Below are 20,793 nucleotides of genomic sequence, written 5' to 3'. Positions count from 1 at the left end.
TTAATATTTCTAAATGATATCAGTATTTCATTATTCTTGTTATATAAACAAAAAGACCAACAATTATTGTATCTTATATTAGGACAGTGTCAAGTGAGATCTCTCATTCTGGCGTATAAAGTCTGTGTTGCAAACAATGAAAAAACGGGCAGAAAGCCCGCTTTTTCATTGTTTGCTTAGTTAACAGCGCTTAGAATTACAGTATTTAAACCTTATATTATAAAAAACGGTCTCTTATTTCTGGTGGTGGTATCATGCAGCTGTCCTTTTTTCCGAACCATTTATACCGGTTCTTTGCTAAAATACGATAGAAATAATCCCGTATCGGTTTTGGCATAATTAGAAGACCGTATAACAGCTGCCATCCGCCCTTTAAATTTTTACAAATTCTCAAAGCTGCGGACGATCTAAAGTAGCATCGGTCGCCATCAAGCAGGACAATACTATCTATCTCTGAAGGAACACGATATTTTTTTAATAACGCCTGTCCAGCCTCACTTTGAAGAGCAGCAAACTTGTAGAGCGCTCCTTTCTCTCTCTTAATAATAAATTGAACACTATGATCACAAAAATTGCACTCACCATCAAACAAGATGATTTTGTCCAGGATCGTCCCCTCCTTACGTAATTATTTGTCACTTTTATTGTAACATATTGTAAATATGTGGTCCTTGTACAGTATAATAGTAACTATTAAAAATATGAGAATACACTTATCCTAAAAACAAAAGGTGAGCCAATGAGTAAGCATTTATTTCTTTTCGGAGGTAGTCCGCCATTCACTATTAAAATAGCCAAACAATTTGTAAAATTAGCCTCTAAAGTCGATGCACCCGTTTCTATTTTATTAGTAGAAAGAAAAGGCTGGGAAGAGTACATGCCTAAATATACAAGGTTACTAGAGGAGCTAGGTTTAAATAAGTTTACTTTTTTACCACTTCCATCAACCCCTATTGAACAAGTCATTTACTCCATAAAAAATAGTTCTGGTCTTATTATTGGAGGCGGTAATACGAATTTATATGCCGATTATATCGTTGACACTGAAATTTCTAAATCAATCATGGAGAGCTATGAGTCTGGTATCCCTGTTGCTGGATTTTCAGCTGGTGCACTAATATGTCCTACATGGTGTATTATTTCTCCTAAGGATAGTGTGAACTGCGAATTTCAACAAAGGAAGGGATTAGGTTTAATCCCCAATGTATTAATTGCTGTACATTTTTCACAATGGAATGATGAAGATCATTTAAGATATGCTATCAGTAAATTTAAAAATCATCTCAATTTTGGAATTGATGAAGAAACTGGAATCTACTTTCTTAATGGGATTGTTGAAGCGAGTGAAGGTTATGGTGTGTATACGATAGAAAATGAGAATTTAATAAGAGTAAGGTAGGAGAGAAACTATGTATCTCATTTAGAATTTTCAACTATTTTAAGTGAGATATATTCGTATTTTTAATATAATAGAATTGTAACTTTAAAACTAAGAAAGGGTGTGGATTATGCCTTACAAACCTCGTTTCGAATCTATAGAATTATTAATGCTGAAATTCTTAAACTCACGAATTTGTTTATTGCCCACAGAAAAGCAGCATTATTTTACCCTTAAAAAAGGATACGAAGGGGAGGTATTATTTGATTCATTGACAGAAACACTTCAATGTGAATGTCTGATCTTAAATGATCTGCTGCTCAAACATAATAACACTCACTTCCAAATTGACTCAATTATTATCATGCCTACTAAGATTTATGTTTTCGAAGTGAAAAATTTTGGAGGAGACTATAATTACGAATCAGATAGATTATACAAATTACCTAATACTGAAGTTACTAATCCATTAAATCAATTAAATAGATGTGAATTGCTTCTGCGCCAGTTACTTCAAACACTTGGATTCAATATCCCCATCCATGCTTCTGTCGTTTTTATCAATCCTGAATTCACCTTGTACCAATTACCTCTCAACAAACCATTTATTTTGCCAACACAAGTTAACAGCTATTTGAAAAAACTGAATAAGAACACTTCAACTTTAAATAAAAAACATATAAAGCTAGCTGACACTCTAATTTCACATCATATTGTGGATTCTCCTTTTAAACAATTACCTTCATATGAATATGAGCAGCTCCAAAAGGGAATCACCTGTGGAAGTTGCACCTCTATTTCGGTTTCAATTGAGGGTAAACTTTGCGTTTGTCGTGAATGTGGAAATGAAGAAGCGGTTGAAGCTGGCGTATTAAGAAGTGTGAAGGAATTCAAACTGCTTTTCCCCGAAAGAAAAATCACTACAAATGCTATACATGAGTGGTGTAGAATAGTGAATTCTAAAAAGAGAATACAAAGAATTTTAAATGAAAATTTTACCCTACTAGGTGTTCATCAATGGGCATATTTCGAATGAAAACTTGATGAAGGACATTTTTTCGCCGTTTTACTAGATTTTGTCCTTCATTCACTTGATGAAAGACATTTTTTCACCATTTCACTAGATTTTGTCCTTCATTCACTTGATGAAAGACATTTTTTCACCATTTTACTAGATTTTGTCCTTCATTCACTTGATGAAAGACATTTTTTCACCATTTTACTAGATTTTGTCCTTCATACGCTTGATGAAGGACTTTTTTTCTTCTTTTTATTAGATTTTGTCCTTCATCCGCTTGATGAAGGACTTTTTTTCACCATTTCACTAGATTTTGTCCTTCATTCGCTTGATGAAGGACTTTTTTTCTTCTTTTTACTAGATTTTGTCCTTCATCCCCTTGCCACTCGGATCATCCTGTCCAGTTAGCGATAATTTTGTATATATTTACCTTGTGTAAATATTTCCTGTGCACTTTTTTCTGTCCATTCTAAAGGACTAATTTCTGGGTGCAAATCTATATAAGATCTGACCATTTTATAGCCTTCACTATATCCGTAAGATGGCGGAAGACCTCCACCGCCCATAATAATTTGATGCGACCGATTTCCATCTACTTTATCTAAATCCATTTCAATTTCCCCCCAGTGCTCTTGATAAAAAACGGGGTCAATTTGTGTAAACGTAATTTCTGGATACACAAGCTTTTCAAAGAAAACGGCTTTTCCTTCAAAAATAAGATTGTCTAATACAGTAAAATTCAATTTCTTTTGGAAATGCTTCTCTGTCCAAACGCTATGATGATACTCATGGGCGATTCCTGCTTTAATTACATCATCTGTGTAAAACCGATTATATAGAACTGTAATCTTTCCAGCTCCTGCTGCAATCATAGTTGAACTTCTTTCTTTTGTATTAGGAAATATGCATACTGTTTGTTCATGTTCAGACGGCAGTAATTCAGAGGATTTAATCAGTGCACTCTTAATCACTTCATTCGTCTCTTCCCTGCTGATGCCATCTGCAATCTCCTTTAATTCTGTGAAGTTATATGGCAGCTCGTTTAGCAGTGAATCAACCATATGTAAGTATTCTGCACCTTGAAAGCATGAGTCATAGATTGGCTTAATAATTTCTTTCTTGTATAAATCCAATTGCTCGTTTCTAGGCGTATTTTCTCTTTTTTCTAGAAAACCATCATATAATTCATATGCATGAACAATTGTATACATCTGCCCTGTCTCTGGATTTTCAATCGTATCTGTAATGCTTTCTGGGATTGTTCTCACTTCATTCTTTTCTGCTTCACAAGCAGTAATCATAGAAATTATTATGAATATTAAAAATATGAAAATCAGTCTTTTTTTCAAAATTTTATCCACCCCTCTCACATGAAATACGCTTGTCCAATCTAGATGGTTTCACTTTTTCCATTTTTATTTCAACAAAAGAATAGCCCTAACCCGTCCACATGGATCACTCACTTCTGTTTTGTTTCTCATATAGATAACGGCTAACTAGCTCAAAGTGTTGGAATCATTTTAATTTTTTTTAGATTTTTAACAAAACTAGTTTAAGTATACGATTCTTTCCACTATGTATCTGTAAAAATATTTTTCAAATTGATTCATTTTTGTAAATATTTATAGTATCTTTAGAGAAACGAAATAAACACGAACGAGAGGCACAAACATGTGGAAAAATAAAAATGTATGGATTTTACTCACCGGTGAATTTATTGCGGGCTTAGGACTGTGGCTTGGTATTATTGGAAACCTTGAATTTATGCAGGAAATGGTTCCCTCTGATTTTGTTAAATCACTTATTCTTGCCGGAGGCTTGCTTGCTGGGATTGCCGTCGGTCCATGGGCAGGAAAAATAACGGATCAAATTAATAAAAAAACAGTTATGCTTGTTTCTGGTGCTGTCCGGACATTAAGTGTCGTCTTTATGCTTATCGCCATTCAAACGGGTTCTGTTTGGTGGATGGTCGTCTTTCTTGTTTTTCTTCAGATCTCAGCAGCCTTCTATTTCCCGGCTCTACAAGCGGCGATTCCACTTGTTGTTGAAGAAAAGAACCTATTGCAGCTGAATGGGGTGCATATGAATGTCTCCACCCTTTCTCGTGTGCTAGGAACGGCAGTTGCCGGTATATTATTAGTAATCATGCCGCTATCCATGCTTTATGTTATGTCATTAGCAGCATACGCAGGATTATTCATTATTACATGCTTCCTAAAGATCGATGAACCAAACAATAACAATGCACAGAGCCTATCAAGCAAGGCTTCGGCAGCTGGCACAAGCTTTAAAGATGTGTTCCCGATCATCAAAGGACTTCCGATTGTATTTATGACCTTAGTATTAACGCTTGTCCCTCTTTTGTTTATCGGCGGATTTAACTTAATGGTCATTAATATAAGCGAGATTCAGGATAGCTCAGTCATTAAAAGCTGGATATACGCGACTGAAGGGATTGGCTTCATGCTTGGCGCTTTTCTTGTCAAACAAATTAGCTTAAAAAGCTCACCTTACACGATTCTGTTTTTGTTTTCATTTGTGATTGGCTTCTCCCAGCTGCTGCTTTATTTTGCCGATGTACCGATACTAACCGTTTTGGCCTTTTTAGTGTTCGGCTTTGCTGTTGGCTGTTTCTTCCCAACAGCTGCAACCATTTTTCAAACAAGAGTACCAAAGGAGTTTCACGGGAGATTCTTTTCATTCCGAAATATGCTTGACCGTGTTACCTTCCAGGTCGTTCTCTTAATGACAGGATTTCTGCTCGATACAGTCGGTCTCCAGCATATGGCCATCATTTTCGGGATCCTATCTCTGATTATGACAGCTTCCTTCTATTTCAGATTTAAGCAGCTTAGAAACGCGGTTGATGTAAACGAAAAAGTGTCATAATAAAAAACAGATCCCCGCTTGCCTTTGCAATCGGGGATTCATGCTTTCATTTTTATTTATGTAAAGATGATAATGAATAGGACATTGCCTGCTGGAGTTCATTTTGTGCATTTTCCAATTGTTCGAGAGCAAATGGAGATAAATCCTGTTCATTCCTTATCGCTTCAATTGTTTCAGCTAAGGATTGGGATATTTTATTAAAATCGATCATTGAACTGTACATCTTCTAAAGCCCTCCTGACCATTTCTGATATAAATATATGTTATTCATGATCAGGAGAATATATTCTTTATATATTTAAAACCAATCATATTTGCTAAGAAAAACCGGATCAAAGCTCTTTAATTCATTATTCTATGTTTTCCTTACTGCCTCATGTATGTTATCCGTCACTTTTATTGACATTTCCGTCACTTTCTTTAGTTTACCCGTCTCTTTCCTTATGTTATCCGTCACTTTCCACGATTTACCCGTCTCTTCGCATAATATCAGTATTCAAAAACCCCCCAAAATTTCAATACAAAAAAAAAGCCCTGTTTCCAGGACTTTATTTTGTTCTTGGCGGGCGTTTACCCCAATATTGATAATAATCGGTTCGGATAAATCCGTTAAACAGCTTTCGTTTCTTCGTTGCTGGTTTGCCGTAGAATTGTTCAAACTGTTCGTTTGAAGTAAGGATATAGACAGACCATGTATCTAATGGAGCAAGTGCCGCACCCATTTCTGCATACATTTTTTGAACCTCTTCCTTATCGCCTAGTCTTTCTCCATATGGAGGATTCCCTACAATGACGCCGTATTCCTTCATTGTCGTAAAATCTCTCACCTGCATTTGTTTGAATTGAATTAAATCTCCAAGACCAGCTTCAAAGGCATTTTCTTCAGCAATTTTGACCATTCGGTGATCAATATCGGTACCTGTAATATCTAAGGGCTGATCATAATTAGCCAAATCCTCTGTTTCCATTCTCGCCTGTTCCCACACTTTTTCAGGAACCCAATGCCATCCTTCAGAAACAAATTCACGGTTAAAACCAGGTGCAATATTTTGTCCAATTAAAGCCGCTTCAATCGGAATTGTGCCTGAACCGCAAAACGGATCAACAAATGGCTTATCTGGCGACCAATTTGTCAGCATAACCAGTGCAGCAGCAAGCGTCTCTTTCAAAGGAGCTTCCCCTTGCCCTGCCCGGTATCCGCGCTTATGCAAACCACTTCCGCTTGCATCAATCGTTAATAGTGCCACATCTTTATGCAGCGCTACTTCTATTTTGAAAAATGGACCGTTCTCATCAAACCAACCTGTTTTTTTATAGTGCTTTCTCATTCTTTCAACAATTGCCTTTTTTACGATTGCCTGACAATCAGAGACACTAAACAACTGCGATTTCACGGATTTGCCTGTTACAGGAAACTCCGCATCCTCTGGCAAAAAGTTTTCCCATGGAAGTGCTTTTGTTTTTTCAAAAAGCTCATCAAAGGTTGTTGCTTTAAATTCGCCTACTTTGATTCTAATACGATCTGCTGTACGAAGCCAAAGATTGGAGCGTGCAATTGCCAGTGCATCCCCTTTATATGAGATTCTGCCATTCTCCACTTCACATTCATACCCTAGATCGCGTACTTCTTTTGCAACAAGAGCTTCAAGCCCCATTGCTGACGTAGCAATAATATCAAACATAATTTCACCCTTACTTTAATAATTCCCCGTCCCAGTCCTCTAGAAATGCCAATAATTTATGTTTTGGAAGGGGTTTTGTTATATAAAACCCTTGAATAAAATTGCATTTTTCCCTTTTAAGAAGTTCATATTGTTTTTTATTCTCTACCCCTTCAGCTACAACCTTTAAATGCAGGCGATGGGCCATCATGATGATCGCTTCAACAATTGAACTATCCTCTTTATAATCTGAAATTCCACTTATGAAGCTTTGATCAATTTTAAGTGTATCAAGCGGAAAACGGTTTAAATAGCTTAGTGAGGAATAACCTGTACCAAAATCATCAATAGACAATTTAATTCCAAGCTTTTTTAACTTGATAAGCTTATCAACTGTTTCAACCGCATTCGGCATGACCATACTTTCAGTTAATTCTAACTCAATATGATGGGTACTGACATTCGTATTCACAAAAATGTCATTAAGTGATTTGATAAATCCTTCTTGATTGAAATGCAATGCAGAGATATTAATACACATTTTTAATTTAGAATGACCATTGAAATGGAAATTATTAAGATCCTCGCATGCCTTTTGAATAATCCACTCACTTATAGGAATGATTAATCCTATTTCCTCGGCAAGAGGTATAAATTCAGATGGCGCTATTTCACCCAATTTTTTTTGTTTCCATCTTACTAAGGCCTCTACACTTACTATTTCCTTCGTGTTAGCGTCTACTATAGGATGATACACAAGGTAAAATTCGTTTCTCTCCAGTGCTTTACGTAAATATGTCCCAAGAATCATATGCCGCGATTCATTTTGATGCATTTCTAAATGATAAAGTTCATACTGATTCTTGCCGCTTGATTTAGCTTCGTACATGGCTTTATCTGCATTCCTTAGTAATTTCTCCATATTTGTTCCATCTAAAGGATACAAACTAATGCCAATGCTTGTCGTGACATATAATTCATAGTTCTCAAGCAGAAACGACTTGGACAAACCATCTATAATCCTATCAGCCATATGGATGGCTTCTTTTGGGTGCTTGAGATTAGGCAAAACGATAACAAATTCATCCCCGCCAAGCCTAGCAATCATATCTTTATTTTTGAGCAAACCTTTCAATCTGGAGGATACTTGTTTAAGAAGCAAATCCCCATAATTATGGCCTAAAGTATCATTTATTTGCTTGAATCGGTCTAAATCAAGAAAAAGGATTGCTAACTGCTGATCATACTTCTTTGCCGTTTGCAGAAGACCCTCTAGCCGCTTATTTAGACTGTACCGGTTGGCAACACCTGTTAATGAATCATAATGGGCTAAAAACCTTAATTGTTTCTCCGTATGCTTTTGATCTGAAATATCACTGAAAATGCCAACATAATTTGTTACATTTCCTTGTTCATCTTTGATCACACTAATGGTTAGCCATTCTGGATAAAGTTCATCACTTTGGCGTTTGTTCCAAATTTCACCTTTCCAAAATCCGATCTCAGCTATTTGTTTCCACATTGATTTATAAAATGCTTCATCATGTATTCCAGACTGAAGAATACTAGGATTATTGCCAATTACTTCATCCGCGCTATATCCTGTAACAATTTCAAAAGCTGGATTTACAGAAATAATTCTACCGCGGACGTCTGTAATCATAATTCCTTCACTCGTATTCTCAAACACCTTCGTTGCAATCTTAACGATATTATGTAAATCTAATTGTTTTGTTAACTCCCACATGTTGGTTTCATCCTTATACATTTAACGTTACGATCGGTCCATTTCAACTATTTACATGATAACGATAGAAGAAACATTTTAAATATTACACGTATATTCACAATCATGATATATGTATTTATCTATAAATACAACAAGGCTCTCCTTAAAAAAAAGGAGAGCTGGATTCATATTTCAAAGATAATTCACTAATAACGTTCTGTAAGCCATGTTTTGTTCCTTTGTACTACAAACGACCATAGGCCTCGTACTTAGGTGGTAATCATCTATCTACAGATTATAGAAATAATCTGTCCTTCTCCTCGTTCATTTCCTAAGAGAAAGTGCCCCTACCATTATTTGGGTTTCTCGCTCGCGGGGTTTACCTCGTTCCACCCTTTCCATTTCTGAAAAGGCTACGTCACTGTGGCACTTTCAAGGTATTCATGCCATATCCAAAGACTTAGGCATTTTCCCTGCCGTCAGTCTAGCGTTAGCCAAACTGCCCTAGCTTATGAATTGGCTAGGCACGATCACTACAGGCATCTCAGCTCCGTGCGAGCATGGACTTTCCTCTACAACAATGCTAAAAGCTTGTTGCAGCGATTACCCGAACGTCATTAATGAGTACAAAGGTTATTATATGCAACTTTCCTGCATATAGCAATGGTTATTAACTGGGAATTACAGGGATTTCTGTTACTCGTACAATTTATTGCCAAAAACATGTTTTTCTAAATTAGAAAGCCGTTTCAGTATATCAAAGTTTGTAGTACCCGCTGTTTGCGGCGGTGTTGGTCGTCTAGAAGCTTCTTCTAATTGCTTTTTTAAGCGTATATTTTCTTGTTGTAAATCTTCAATATCCTGTTGAAATGTTTCATAATCTTTAATAACCATATCTAAAAATTTGTCAACATCCTCAGGTTTGTAACCGCGCATAGCTGTTTTGAATTCTTTTTCCAAAATATCTTTTGCCGTTAAATTAATTTTATCCGATAGCATGACACTCACCTCAGTATACACCAATCAATATTTATATTTTTTCAAAGATATGCATATTTGTCAATTTTTCTAATGCAATTATTAAAAATGGGTCTTTTTGCAAACAATGGTGCTTATAAAATGTAGTGGGTAAAAGTTGATTTCCGCTTCAGGATGCTCGCTTTCCGCGGGGTGGGCGGTGAGCCTCCTCAGCGCTAAAGCGCCTGCGGGGTCTCACCTGTCCCACTACTCCCGCAGGAGTCTCGCACCTTCCGCTCCAATCAACAGACCTATTTTGTCAACCATTTGATTCACACAACTCATTCAAAAACACTAACCTTTTAGATAAGACTTAAAAATAGTCCTGTTCTTTCATTTGCTCTTCTTCTACAATAACCTGTAAGTCATAAAATTGGATCAGTCGAATTTCATATTTTGTCTTTTCTTGATGTTTTATTGCTGTGTTATAAAGGAATTTGGGGCTGCCTTCTTTTTCTGTATCATAAAACATTAGTAGAACATCACTTTTTTCAACAAAGAATTGATTCTTTAAACGAAACTGCATAGGGTTTTCATATGGTTTTCGTGAGACCGAATCAATAAAATCTGCCTGTGCAAGAATCGATTCATACCATTCCTTATTTGATTCCTTCCATGTTTCTTCCTGATTTAAAAAAGGCGTAATCACACCAAGCTGTAATTCACTATATCCCTCTAATTGTAATGCAAAGACAACCTCTGCAGCCCATAATTCCGTACCAAGCTGACCGCTAATAATTACCCACTCCAGCCCTTCTTCCAATAGAGAGATAAGCTGATTTCTTAATGCCATTTTGATGTAATCGACTGCAGGGTCGTCATTCTTAAAGATTCCAATCTCAAAAGGCTTGTAACCAGAAACGATAGCAACCTTTGCCAATTTTCAAAAGCCCCTCTTTATGTATTTCTATTAATTGAAATTTTGCCCTAAAAGGCATTTAGAGTCAATTATTATTTCATTAGGTGCTTTTCATTACAAGAAAACAAGGGCAGCTTTTGCCCTTGTCTACTTCACGGTCGTCCAATAAGCAACGCACATGTACAATATCCATACTAGTACGCCATTCCTATCAGAAGTCATAAGCTATTATAAGAGACTCTTCCGCTTTTTATTATCTTCCAAAAAATCCAGGTCTAGGAACACCGAAGCCTCCAGTAGCTGGGCCTCCAAAACCACCTGGTCCAGGTCCTCCGAAACCGCCAGGAACTGGTCCTCCACCAGCAATAAACTGTTGATTCGTTACTTGATTCACAGTTGATTGTGTTTGTGGAAAATAATGTTGATGCTGGAAGTTAATGTGGTTAACATTTGTTGTATGTGTAGGATGAATATGTGGTACCACATTATTTTGGAACGTATTGTTTACACAGCATTTTGTCGGATGAACGATTGCTGGTAATACATTTGTAGGTCTAGGTCCGCAATACATTTAAAGATCCCCTTTCATCAAAGTTTATTTACATTAACAGCCTATGATGAAAGGGTGAATCTTGTACTAATGAAAATGTCTAATTTAAACCTATTTTTTCAAAAAACAATCTGCCTAACGATGTATGAATTGGAAGCTCTTGTTTAGAACATACTATAAAAATTATCCTTAAAGTTAGAAAAAAGAACTGCTGTAAAGATAATCACGATAAAAAATATGAACAATACTGCCTTATACATGATACCAGCCTCACTCATTTTATTCCAAATTAATATATCACACATTAATCTATTTTACAGCTTTCGAAATGTACAGACAACTAGGAATTTGTGGGTTTTTGATATTTGTAACAATACAAGCAAATATCCTTCTAAATCACCCTTAGGCTTCTAATTTCCTGTGAAGTCTTTCCAGTCTTTTAGCGGCCTCATCATGACTCATTTGACTTTTATTAGTAGAATGGCTCTCCTGTTTTTGCATAATTATCTCTGCCTCTTTAGTAAAAAAGATGGCTCTAGGATAGTTCTTTTCTCGGTGTTCATAGATTTTTGCTAATTCAATACATGCTATTAGCCTTATCTCATCCGTTCCTTCATCTACAACCTTTTCCCATAATTGTAAGGCTTCCTGCCACCTTTTCTGCTTTTTGTATTCAAAAGCAAGCGCATGCTTTGCTTTTAAAGCGCCATCATCATTGCCTGCAGATAGCTGCGAAAAAGCTTGTCTTGCCGCGGATGATTCACCTAAATGAGAAAACCATCTTCCAACCTCATAAATCTCCTGGGAGGATTGTTCTTTATCAAGTTGGAGAATCTGAAAAGAAAGATGGGTATATAAACTGATGAGTGATAAGATATCTATTTCATTATGCTTTAATATTCCGAGCATCCCCTCAGGATCTTTTCGTTCAACAAAATCAAAGTAAATCATTGGGGCAAGGAAGCCTGGCAAATCATCTTTTCGCTCAATTCCTAATACTTCTTTCTCTACAATCGAAAGCTTCAAACGATCTAATTTATGCTTCCACATTCTTCTTGATGCATGGTATAAATCAAAATGCCCAAATGACGGAAGCTTAGGCAAATGCTCCCGTATGAGCGTGTGCTGTGTTTTTACTTGTGGCCAATCAAAGGATTTCCCATTATAGGTGGCCATTGTTGTGTAATCGACATGTTCAAGAAAGCTTTTGTAGAAAGGCACTTCTGCACCAGGATGCGGCAAAATATGCTGTTTCAATATTATCTGATTTTCATTCAAGCTTGCATGGCCAAGAATAAAGATTGAATTACCCGCTCCTCCACCTAATCCAGTCGTTTCTGTATCAAAGAAAAAGAAATCTTCTGGTTTATGGTCCAATGCAGATAGCGGGTGATTAATCGGTTGGTTATTCCATGCGGCTACAGCTTCTGCAAACTGTGAAAAAGAGTATCTTCCATGTTTTTGATCAAGAGGAAATTTAACTTCTCTAATTAGACAATAGCTTCCTTCAAAGTAATAGGGGGTCACTCCTGCTTTCTCCCACACATCACTGAACGGGATATCGGCGATTGCTGGATGTGACTGATTAGTAACAACACTTTTCTCACTCACCTCATGAGTTAGATGTGATTTTAGCCGATTTAGTTTCTTTTTAATTGACATGTAGTTCACCAACATTGAAATAGGTCAATAGTTTCAATACATCTCTTTTGGCTGTTTCTGACGAGCTATCTGTCCCTATGCATGAAGGGCACCCGCTCTCACATTGGCATTTATTTACCATTTCTCTTGCCTCTTTCAGAACAAACGTGATTCCATCGTATATTTTTTCACTTAACCCCACTCCGCCTGGGTAGCGATCATAGAAAAAGATCGTTGGCTTTTCATTATGAGCAGCTTTTACTTGAGGGACCACATGAATATCCTGCGGATCACACATAACAAACAGCGGCGCAATATGCCTTAATGCATGGGATGTACCGATCAACCCCTGTTCCAAACGCTCCTCATTGTACGGTAATATTTCCTTATTTAAGGATATCCAAGCAGCGCTCGTATGCAGTTCCTCTTCTGGAAGCGAAATTGGCCCTGAACCGATATTTTCATGTGTTTCAAACTTAATCTTTTTAAAAATGGTTGCCATTGCCGTAACACTTACATCTCCATAGCCAATTTCACCTGAATGAGCAGACCGCTCTTTATCTTGTTCAAGAACTTTGAGTGAAACAGCAAGATTAGCATCTGTGAAATAGTCAACATCCACTTCTCTTACGAATGCTTTCTTTTCTTCCCAGTCAAGCAGCTCAACCTGAAATTGCGTCCCTTGATGAAGGTAGATCGCCTCCTCATGCAATAAAGTCAGCGCTGAAAAACGATCCATTTCACCAATTACCTTCACATTTGCAACATCAGACTGGTCGATTATCACTACATTTTCTTGAGAAGCTGAACGAAGACTGACATTATGAGCAGGAAAAGAGTCATTCATCCAATAAAATTTATCACCATTTTGATAAAGAACGCGTTCCTCAGCCAAGTATTCTAGAACTTCTTCTGTTTCAAACGAACCGAAGCGCTCTCCATCTTTAAATGGGAGCTCGTATGCTGCACATTTGATATGATCGATTAAAATGATTAAATTATCTGGATTGATCCTAGCTGTTTCAGGACTCCGATTGAAAAAATAATCTGGATGCTGAATTACATATTGATCCAGCGGACTACTTGAAGCAACTATAATTACAAGCGATTCACTATGCCTTCTGCCCGCTCGGCCTGCTTGCTGCCATGAACTTGCAATTGTTCCCGGATAACCAGTCATAATACAAACCTGGAGCTGACCAATATCTACGCCTAGTTCAAGCGCATTAGTACTTACTACCCCATAAATCTCACCAGAGCGGAGTCCTTTTTCAATTTCGCGTCTTTCCGTCGGCAAATATCCGCCCCGGTAGCCCCGAATTGCCTTTGGCCCAAGTTTATGCTTGATTAACTCTTGTAAATAGGTAAGCAATATTTCGACTCGAACTCGGCTTCTTGCAAAAATAATCGTCTGAATCTTATTCTTCAATAGTTCTCCAGCTAGCTTCCTTACTTCTAAAGTGGCACTTCTTCTGATATTTAATGGCTTATTAACAATGGGCGGATTATAAAAAACGAAATGCTTCCGACCGCTTGGAGCTCCATTATTATCGATAAGCACAACAGGCTTTTCTGTTAGCTCTTCCGCTAGTTCTAACGGATTCGCAATGGTAGCTGATGTACATATAAAGGTTGGATCACTCCCATAAAAACGGCAGATTCTCCTCAACCGCCGAATGACATTTGCCACATGGCTCCCAAAGACCCCTCTGTATATATGGAGTTCATCAATAACTACAAACTTCAGATTTTCAAATAAGGAGACCCATTTCGTATGATGAGGCAAAATAGCTGAATGGAGCATATCTGGATTGGTAATCACGACATGTCCAGCCCTGCGAACTTTTTGGCGAATATTCGAAGAGGTATCTCCGTCATATGTATAGCTATTAATTTTCAAACCTGATTCTTCTATGATTTCATTGATTTCACTTTTTTGATCTTGTGCTAATGCTTTTGTCGGAAATATATATAAAGCTCGAGAATTAGAGTCATTTATGATAGTCTGTAAGACTGGAAGATTATAACATAAAGTTTTCCCGGAAGCAGTTGGGGTTACGGCAACAAGACTAGCTCCAGTCATCGCTGTATCATAAGCTGATTTCTGATGGGTATACAGGCTAGTAATTCCCCTTTTTTGCAATGCTTCCTTAAGTCTAGGATGGATATCTGTTGGCAGGTCCGCGCTTTTCGCTTCCTTTTCCTCGATTGTCTGCCAATGAACGATATTTTCTTTGAACGAGTCTATTCCTTTCCATTCTTTCATTATTTCAAAAAGGTCTTTCCGTACTTTCATCTCATTCACCTCGTATCTACTATTCTAGCGAATAAGCGTTCGTTTAAAAAGGGAATCCTGCTACTTTTTTTCTTGTTTTTATTGCCAAATTTAACCACCATTATGTCTGACATTCAAATAAAGTTCATACTTTTGTCATTAATAAGCGTTTTTCAAATGTTTTTTTTGTTACAATATTGGTAATAATGGCTTTAGCAGCAGAGGTGAAAAAAATGGAGAAATTAGAAATTAAAAAAATGCTTTCTCAATTTACTCTTTTTCGTGGGCTTAGCGATGAAGAGATGGATAAAATCGTTGAAATTTCAATCTCAAGAGAATGGAAGAAGGGCAGCCATGTCTTTATGCAGGATGATCCACTTGAGAATGTATATTTCATTCAAAGTGGCCGCATTAAAATTTATAAAAGTGATATAAACGGAAAAGAACAGATTGTTACAATTGCAAAAAACGGGGAGATGTTCCCCCATGTTGGCTTCTTCCGCAAGGGTGGTTACCCGGCATTTTCAGAGGTACTCGAAAATTCCAAATTAGTTGTCGTTCCTATTGACCAATTTGAAAATGTATTAATCGAGAATCCTGAGCTATGCATTAAAGTATTTAATGTACTCGGCGAAAAAATAGTCGACTTACAAGAACGGCTAGAGGCACAGGTACTCAATAATACGTATGAACAAATCATTAAGCTGCTTGTACGGTTAGCAAAACTCCACGGAGAAGCACTTGAAGACGGCACCTTCCTTCTTAAGGCTGAATTTACGAATAAAGACTTAGCCAACATGATTGGCACGACGAGAGAAACTGTCAGCCGTACATTAACAAAGCTAAAAAAAGAGAAATTAATTGAAACAGACGAGCATGGCAATATCATTATTGACTCTGAACGTTTATTAGAGGAAATTATTTAATGAGTACCGCGGTTTACCGCGGTTCTTTTTTATTAGATCATAAATGGAACAAATACCTAGTCGCTCTCATAATATATCATGGCGTAAATAGATCAAAAGCCATTTTTCATATGAAAGGGGCAGAAAATATGAATGAACGTAATAATAATAATAAAGGGAAAAATGAACCGATTGGCGATTTAATGAAATCAATGAATCAATTTTTCCAAGAAAAGCCGGTTAAAGGTTTCTTACAATCAATGGATGAATTCTTCAAAAATCCATTTCCTTCCTCCACATCATCATTTCATGTAAATGTAAGCGAAACAAATGATGAACATATCATCTCAGCCGAACTTCCAGGTATAAACAAAGAACAGATACAGATCGATGTTCTAGATAATTATGTTACAATCACTGTCCTTTCAACAGAGTCAATGACTGAAGAAAATGAACATCAGAAAACGATCAAAAAACAGACATCCATCAAAAAATCAATTCGAACGGTCCCCCTGCCACAGCTAATAAATGAGAGTAAGGTAAAGGCTTCCTATCAAAATGGTCTATTGCAAATTCGAGTGCCGAAACAAAAAGGAAAACAAATAATGATTGATCATCTAGATTAAAAAAACAAGCAGCCCTTGAACTGCTTGTTTTTTCTGTGAAAAATTAAATGGTCGGTCTGATTAATTGAACAAGCCTTTATGACGCAGGAATAACCAGTGCAGTGAAATTAGACAGACCGACATTTACATACCAGGTTTGTCAGAAATCTATTTAGGATTTAATTATTAAGCCAGCTATTAAAATACCCTGATGGCACTAAGAAATAATTCTTTGTGAAGCGAATGAATTCTTCTGTGTCCACTTCTTTATATTGAAAATGATGATAATAGTCTGAGAGATACTGCATACCCACTGCTTTCACATTCTCTCCTTTAAGCCTATATTTATCCTTCATCATTTTCAGCAGTTCTACCGCTGGCTGTCCATATATAAAGGCTGTACCTTTTAATTCATGAATCGGTACATTTGAGTACTGTCTCCCAAGTCCCGCTTCTTTTGCCATTTCCATTCGTCGTTTAGGCATACCAAAGGCTTGTCCCTCAGCCTGACCCTTCCCGACGTAAAAATACATCGAAGTCGCAAACTCTGTGATCCCTTCGTCAACCCATGCTTGATTGTACTGATCATTGCCAACAATTCCATAGAAATATTGATGTGCAATTTCATGAACGATCGCATTTCGATAAAAATTTGTATCCTGAATATATGGATTAATCGTCACAATTCCTGGATATTCCATAAACGGCCCGTTATCAAGGATGATATCTAATTGCTTATATGGATACTCGCCAATCTTTTCTTGATAGAATGTCAGAGCATCTTTTGCAAGCTCCAGTGTGTCCTCCACATTTTTATCATGATCTTTTGTTGAAAACAACCTGATTTTCACACCATCATTGGCTGTCGTTTCATTGGTCTCCATATCCTTAACAACGGCAATAAAAAAGTCCCGTACCTTTTTGATCTTTACGTTTCCCTCATGCTTTCCAAGCTCTGCATCACTTTCAGCAGTAGAGACAAATGAATAGCCCTCAGGAATCTTGTAGCCAATTTTATAATTCGAGAAATCTGTATGATATGTTTCCGCCCCATCAGAATAATCCTCTTTATTCCACTTGCCGTCTTGGTAAGTAGCAACCATTGGATACCACTGAGCTAAATAGTAATTATCTTTTTCTTTAGAAAAGCGGACTCCCTGCTCCGGCGGGGTAAACTGATAGGCAATTTTCACTTGATGTTTCGTCTTCTTTTTCATATTTGCAGGAAGAGTGATTTTTAATGTATCTTTCTCAAGGCTATACTCGGCCTTCTCCCCATTAATTTCGATTCCCTTCATTTCCACTTCGGAATGACCTTTTACAGATTCGAAAGAATGTCCTTCTTTAAATACATTTGGAATAAAATAAAACACGAGTTCATCCCATTCATCATCTGATTTATTTTTCACCTGAATATTTGCAACTGTATCAAATACACCATTTTCATCCATCACAAGCTGCAAATCATATGCAGCCTTATTGCCATTCTTCACACCGACATCTGCATCTTTAGTCAGATAAACATATCCGCCTGCACCGATAAAGGTAAGAAGCAGCGTAATAATAGCTAGCTTTTCACCGCTTGGCGGCCAAAATTTACGATTTTGACCAAACTGCTTTCTAACAGGCTTCAACCTTGGTACTTGACCAATTTTTATCCAAGGTGTTCGTGCATAGCTAGATTGGAATCGATTTTTTAATCCATTTGCTAGCAGGCTAAATGAAATCGTTGTTATTAATAATACAATCAGCGGAACGGTAAGAATATGGGTATTCCCATAAATATTTGTTCTTGCTTGCCCGACTAACCCAGATAATTCCTTTGTTACTGAAAGATAAATAAGTGGGTCAAATCGTACAATGGTTCCTCCAACAAAGATATTCATTAGAGCGAGCTGTCCCATAATCGTAATAACATAAACAATTTCCAACAGAAACATTACGAGCAAGGTTTCTTTCAACTGCGGAAAGATATGCTTCCAAATTAGCCTGTTCCTTCGTGCACCTAAAGCCCTTGCTGCCTCTATATAAACAGATTTATTCAGTTCAGAAGTCTTGAGTCTCACAGATGAAACAATACTTGGAATACTGATAATAGAGGCAATGAAAATGAAATAGCCTAGGAGTGTACTCGTTTCTAATTGACTATTAAAGTTGATTGGTCTTAGAAAAAAGTAAAGAATTAAAAATAACGGTACATAGCTCCAGGCATTTTCAAATGCAATCATCCAGCTTGGCGTCCGTTTCCACAGCCCAATGTATAAACCAAACACTGTACCGAATAGCATTTTTATTAATGTAATGGCCAATGCTATGAATACAGTATAACGAATCCCGTGAAGAATCATTGACATTAAGTCATATCCCCACTTATCTGTCCCTAACGGATATTCCTTGGATTCAAACGGTTCCATTGGAGGAGATATTACTTTTCCATTTGTATATTGTGTTTCTAATGTTTCTGTCAATGAGTGAGGTGCCATTATCGGGCCAAATATACAAAGAAAAAGTAAAACAGAAACACAGAAAACACCTATGTAAAATGAGTAGTTGATTTTAAATAGTTTATTCATAAATAAATCCTCGTTTGAAAAGATAGAATACTAGTCGTACAGATAGGTAGACGATAGCAGATATGAGCAACATAGAAAACAGTCCAATGGCAATCGGCTGAATCTCATTGCTTTGAAAAATAAATTTTGTAATCCCTGAAACATTCATTATGTATTCAATAATAAACAGATTGCCGATAGCTAAAGAAATAATTTTCACTAATTCAGCAGTTATAAACGGCTCAATATTTTTGAAAACATGCTGGAAATTAATATAGTTTAAGCTCATCCCTTTTGCGACAGCTGTTTTTATATAATCTTCACTGCTTGTTTGGAAGTACTTAACTGTGATTAGTTTGAATAAATAAAGTGTTGGTGCAATAGCAACAAGCAAAGTTGGGAACCAAGTATTTAATGCCCCGGCATCAGGCCGTAATGAAATCACTCTAATCCCAGTCCATCGATAAATGTTCACCGCAAGAATCATCGATATAACAATGATAATGAAATCGGGTATAGTGGAGAGAATGTTCAAAATTAGGTTAAATACTTTTGTTAAATGAAACCGACTAAGAAAAATGCCAAAGATCAAGCTAATAATAATGGCTGAATTGACACCTATCAGCATGACTTTCAAACTCGTAAAAAAGTTATCCCCAATATCTTCTTCAATTGCCCGAACCTGTTCTCCTAATTGATAGTTTCCAAGACTACCTTTACTAATTTCACTTATGAAATCACCATAAATTGTTGGCAGCTGTTCAAAGTTCCATTCTAATTTATTATCCGCTGAATTGACCTCAATAATCGCAGGTAATGCGGCTAAAGTAAGTATTAAGAGGAATATTATAACTATTTGCTGTAAAACTCTTAACACATCCAACCCCCCTCTGTTGTCAATAATCTATTTTTTCACTTCTAATCAGTAATTGTCAATAAAATTATGCTAATTCATATAATTTAAAAAGTAGTCAGTCTACAAAGTCTGCGAAAATAGCCTTTATAAAAGAAAAAAAGGCCTATTCGGCCATTGATTAATATTCTCACAAATTATTCGTTCTAAACTTTAATTATTCCACCTAGTCCTTTTACCATCGATGAAACCTGATTTACAGCATTCATCATCGTCCCAGCAGTATCCATCATTTTATTGATATCTATTGAACCATCTTGGGCTTTAAAGGAGTTCATAATAGATTTAACACCCGATGGCTGCTTCGGAATAAATGACTGCTTTGGATATGGATTCATATATGGATTGGCTCCATATAGCTGATTAGAATTAGTCATTGATGGTTCCATTTCTGGCTCTAATGGGTTTTGAAATATACTTTGTGCATAACTTTGTTGTTTTGGCTGTCCATATTGCTGCATATGATAGTTAGTATAAGGATTCATTCCAGGATATGAATGATTCATTGGATTTTGTGTGATCGGAAAAGGATGATATCCCGGCTGTGAAGGTTGATTTTGAACAGCTTGTTGTGGCAAATATGGTCCTCCCCAATTTTCTGTAAGATTAGGATAATAAGCTTGCGGCTGTTGCCGGACATGGAACTGATTATACATTCCCAATGTATAAGGATTCATGTTTGATTGGGAGTTGTAAGTTATGTGACGTTCAAAAGGTGCTCTATATCTTCTACGGTCAAACATGGGCAGACTTCCTCCTTAAATTTATTCACTAATGTAATTTATGTCAGCATTGCCCAGC

18 protein-coding genes and 1 other RNA gene are annotated in these 20,793 nt (G+C 36.7%); 5 read left to right on the top strand and 14 right to left on the bottom strand.

All coding sequences use genetic code 11. From position 1 onward, the window contains the following. Positions 1-217: 217 nt before the first annotated feature. Positions 218-592: a thiol-disulfide oxidoreductase DCC family protein gene (locus ACFYKT_RS05005; protein ID WP_389216325.1), complete on the bottom strand. Its 375-nt coding sequence runs from the start codon at positions 590-592 to the stop codon at positions 218-220. Positions 593-739: 147 nt separating this feature from the next. On the opposite strand from ACFYKT_RS05005, the gene ACFYKT_RS05000 reads away from it, so the two are divergent. Then, complete coding sequence (locus tag ACFYKT_RS05000) at positions 740-1,399, top strand: Type 1 glutamine amidotransferase-like domain-containing protein (RefSeq protein ID WP_389216322.1); 660 nt, start codon at positions 740-742, stop codon at positions 1,397-1,399. A 109-nt stretch (positions 1,400-1,508) separates the two neighbouring features. After that, a complete protein-coding gene (locus ACFYKT_RS04995; protein WP_389216319.1) occupies positions 1,509-2,414 on the top strand; it encodes a nuclease-related domain-containing protein in 906 nt (301 codons plus the stop codon). A gap of 386 nt (positions 2,415-2,800) precedes the next feature. Here ACFYKT_RS04995 and ACFYKT_RS04990 read toward each other — a convergent pair whose 3' ends face one another. Continuing rightward, the gene (locus tag ACFYKT_RS04990) at positions 2,801-3,745 is read right to left on the bottom strand and encodes a DUF2268 domain-containing putative Zn-dependent protease (protein ID WP_389216316.1); all 945 of its coding nucleotides are present in this window, start codon (positions 3,743-3,745) and stop codon (positions 2,801-2,803) included. A 322-nt stretch (positions 3,746-4,067) separates the two neighbouring features. Between ACFYKT_RS04990 and ACFYKT_RS04985 the strand changes: the two genes are divergently transcribed. Then, positions 4,068-5,285 carry an MFS transporter gene (locus ACFYKT_RS04985; RefSeq protein WP_389216313.1) on the top strand — a complete coding sequence of 406 codons (1,218 nt, stop codon included), beginning with the start codon at positions 4,068-4,070 and terminating at the stop codon, positions 5,283-5,285. A gap of 52 nt (positions 5,286-5,337) precedes the next feature. Here the strand turns inward: ACFYKT_RS04985 and ACFYKT_RS04980 are convergent, their stop codons facing one another. From ACFYKT_RS04980 to ACFYKT_RS04940, 9 genes are all read right to left on the bottom strand, one after another. Then, on the bottom strand, positions 5,338-5,508 hold the full coding sequence (locus ACFYKT_RS04980) for a hypothetical protein (protein WP_389216310.1): 171 nt from the start codon (positions 5,506-5,508) through the stop codon (positions 5,338-5,340). Positions 5,509-5,833: 325 nt separating this feature from the next. After that, entirely contained in the window at positions 5,834-6,967 is a 1,134-nt protein-coding gene (locus tag ACFYKT_RS04975; protein ID WP_389216307.1) for a THUMP domain-containing class I SAM-dependent RNA methyltransferase, read from the bottom strand. A gap of 10 nt (positions 6,968-6,977) precedes the next feature. Then, entirely contained in the window at positions 6,978-8,693 is a 1,716-nt protein-coding gene (locus tag ACFYKT_RS04970; protein ID WP_389216304.1) for a putative bifunctional diguanylate cyclase/phosphodiesterase, read from the bottom strand. Positions 8,694-8,890: 197 nt separating this feature from the next. Continuing rightward, positions 8,891-9,290, bottom strand: an RNA gene (rnpB, locus tag ACFYKT_RS04965) — RNase P RNA component class B. Between the two features lie 81 nt (positions 9,291-9,371). Continuing rightward, on the bottom strand, positions 9,372-9,674 hold the full coding sequence (gene gpsB, locus ACFYKT_RS04960; RefSeq protein WP_389216301.1) for a cell division regulator GpsB: 303 nt from the start codon (positions 9,672-9,674) through the stop codon (positions 9,372-9,374). Between the two features lie 331 nt (positions 9,675-10,005). Then, positions 10,006-10,572 (bottom strand): DUF1273 domain-containing protein, encoded by a 567-nt coding sequence (locus ACFYKT_RS04955; protein ID WP_389216298.1) that lies wholly within the window; start codon positions 10,570-10,572, stop codon positions 10,006-10,008. Between the two features lie 232 nt (positions 10,573-10,804). Continuing rightward, on the bottom strand, positions 10,805-11,122 hold the full coding sequence (locus ACFYKT_RS04950) for a CotD family spore coat protein (protein WP_389216295.1): 318 nt from the start codon (positions 11,120-11,122) through the stop codon (positions 10,805-10,807). A gap of 381 nt (positions 11,123-11,503) precedes the next feature. Next, on the bottom strand, positions 11,504-12,763 hold the full coding sequence (locus tag ACFYKT_RS04945) for a ribonuclease H-like domain-containing protein (protein ID WP_389216292.1): 1,260 nt from the start codon (positions 12,761-12,763) through the stop codon (positions 11,504-11,506). Next, entirely contained in the window at positions 12,753-15,038 is a 2,286-nt protein-coding gene (locus ACFYKT_RS04940; RefSeq protein WP_389216289.1) for a DEAD/DEAH box helicase, read from the bottom strand. The genes ACFYKT_RS04945 and ACFYKT_RS04940 overlap by 11 nt, the downstream gene beginning before the upstream one ends. Before the next feature lie 212 nt (positions 15,039-15,250). On the opposite strand from ACFYKT_RS04940, the gene ACFYKT_RS04935 reads away from it, so the two are divergent. Both ACFYKT_RS04935 and ACFYKT_RS04930 read left to right on the top strand, forming a co-directional pair. Then, positions 15,251-15,943: a Crp/Fnr family transcriptional regulator gene (locus ACFYKT_RS04935; RefSeq protein WP_389216287.1), complete on the top strand. Its 693-nt coding sequence runs from the start codon at positions 15,251-15,253 to the stop codon at positions 15,941-15,943. Positions 15,944-16,071: 128 nt separating this feature from the next. After that, a complete protein-coding gene (locus ACFYKT_RS04930) occupies positions 16,072-16,548 on the top strand; it encodes an Hsp20/alpha crystallin family protein (RefSeq protein WP_389216284.1) in 477 nt (158 codons plus the stop codon). A gap of 158 nt (positions 16,549-16,706) precedes the next feature. Here ACFYKT_RS04930 and ACFYKT_RS04925 read toward each other — a convergent pair whose 3' ends face one another. The 3 genes from ACFYKT_RS04925 to ACFYKT_RS04915 form a co-directional block, all read right to left on the bottom strand. Then, the gene (locus tag ACFYKT_RS04925) at positions 16,707-19,100 is read right to left on the bottom strand and encodes an ABC transporter permease subunit (RefSeq protein WP_389216281.1); all 2,394 of its coding nucleotides are present in this window, start codon (positions 19,098-19,100) and stop codon (positions 16,707-16,709) included. Further along, positions 19,093-19,956 carry an ABC transporter permease subunit gene (locus ACFYKT_RS04920; protein ID WP_389216278.1) on the bottom strand — a complete coding sequence of 288 codons (864 nt, stop codon included), beginning with the start codon at positions 19,954-19,956 and terminating at the stop codon, positions 19,093-19,095. Before ACFYKT_RS04920 ends, ACFYKT_RS04925 begins: the two co-directional genes overlap by 8 nt. 182 nt (positions 19,957-20,138) lie before the next feature. Then, positions 20,139-20,735 carry a YppG family protein gene (locus tag ACFYKT_RS04915; protein ID WP_389216275.1) on the bottom strand — a complete coding sequence of 199 codons (597 nt, stop codon included), beginning with the start codon at positions 20,733-20,735 and terminating at the stop codon, positions 20,139-20,141. Positions 20,736-20,793 lie beyond the last annotated feature (58 nt).

The organism is Cytobacillus mangrovibacter, assembly GCF_042865275.1.
Classification (GTDB): domain Bacteria; phylum Bacillota; class Bacilli; order Bacillales; family Cytobacillaceae; genus Cytobacillus; species Cytobacillus mangrovibacter.
The sequence above is the reverse complement of the archived record's forward strand: the minus strand, read 5'-3'. Positions and strand labels throughout refer to the sequence as shown.

Bases quoted from the DNA above. Each gene is read 5' to 3' on its own strand.
- ACFYKT_RS04930 (WP_389216284.1), top strand. From the start codon at position 16,072: ATGAATGAACGTAATAATAATAATAAAGGGAAAAATGAACCGATTGGC.
- ACFYKT_RS04940 (WP_389216289.1), bottom strand. From the start codon at position 15,038: ATGAAAGTACGGAAAGACCTTTTTGAAATAATGAAAGAATGGAAAGGA.
- ACFYKT_RS04945 (WP_389216292.1), bottom strand. From the start codon at position 12,763: ATGTCAATTAAAAAGAAACTAAATCGGCTAAAATCACATCTAACTCAT.
- ACFYKT_RS04970 (WP_389216304.1), bottom strand. From the start codon at position 8,693: ATGTGGGAGTTAACAAAACAATTAGATTTACATAATATCGTTAAGATT.
- ACFYKT_RS04915 (WP_389216275.1), bottom strand. From the start codon at position 20,735: ATGTTTGACCGTAGAAGATATAGAGCACCTTTTGAACGTCACATAACT.
- ACFYKT_RS04975 (WP_389216307.1), bottom strand. From the start codon at position 6,967: ATGTTTGATATTATTGCTACGTCAGCAATGGGGCTTGAAGCTCTTGTT.
- ACFYKT_RS05000 (WP_389216322.1), top strand. From the start codon at position 740: ATGAGTAAGCATTTATTTCTTTTCGGAGGTAGTCCGCCATTCACTATT.
- ACFYKT_RS04935 (WP_389216287.1), top strand. From the start codon at position 15,251: ATGGAGAAATTAGAAATTAAAAAAATGCTTTCTCAATTTACTCTTTTT.
- ACFYKT_RS04985 (WP_389216313.1), top strand. From the start codon at position 4,068: ATGTGGAAAAATAAAAATGTATGGATTTTACTCACCGGTGAATTTATT.
- ACFYKT_RS04995 (WP_389216319.1), top strand. From the start codon at position 1,509: ATGCCTTACAAACCTCGTTTCGAATCTATAGAATTATTAATGCTGAAA.
- ACFYKT_RS04925 (WP_389216281.1), bottom strand. From the start codon at position 19,100: ATGAATAAACTATTTAAAATCAACTACTCATTTTACATAGGTGTTTTC.
- ACFYKT_RS04980 (WP_389216310.1), bottom strand. From the start codon at position 5,508: ATGTACAGTTCAATGATCGATTTTAATAAAATATCCCAATCCTTAGCT.
- ACFYKT_RS04950 (WP_389216295.1), bottom strand. From the start codon at position 11,122: ATGTATTGCGGACCTAGACCTACAAATGTATTACCAGCAATCGTTCAT.
- gpsB (WP_389216301.1), bottom strand. From the start codon at position 9,674: ATGCTATCGGATAAAATTAATTTAACGGCAAAAGATATTTTGGAAAAA.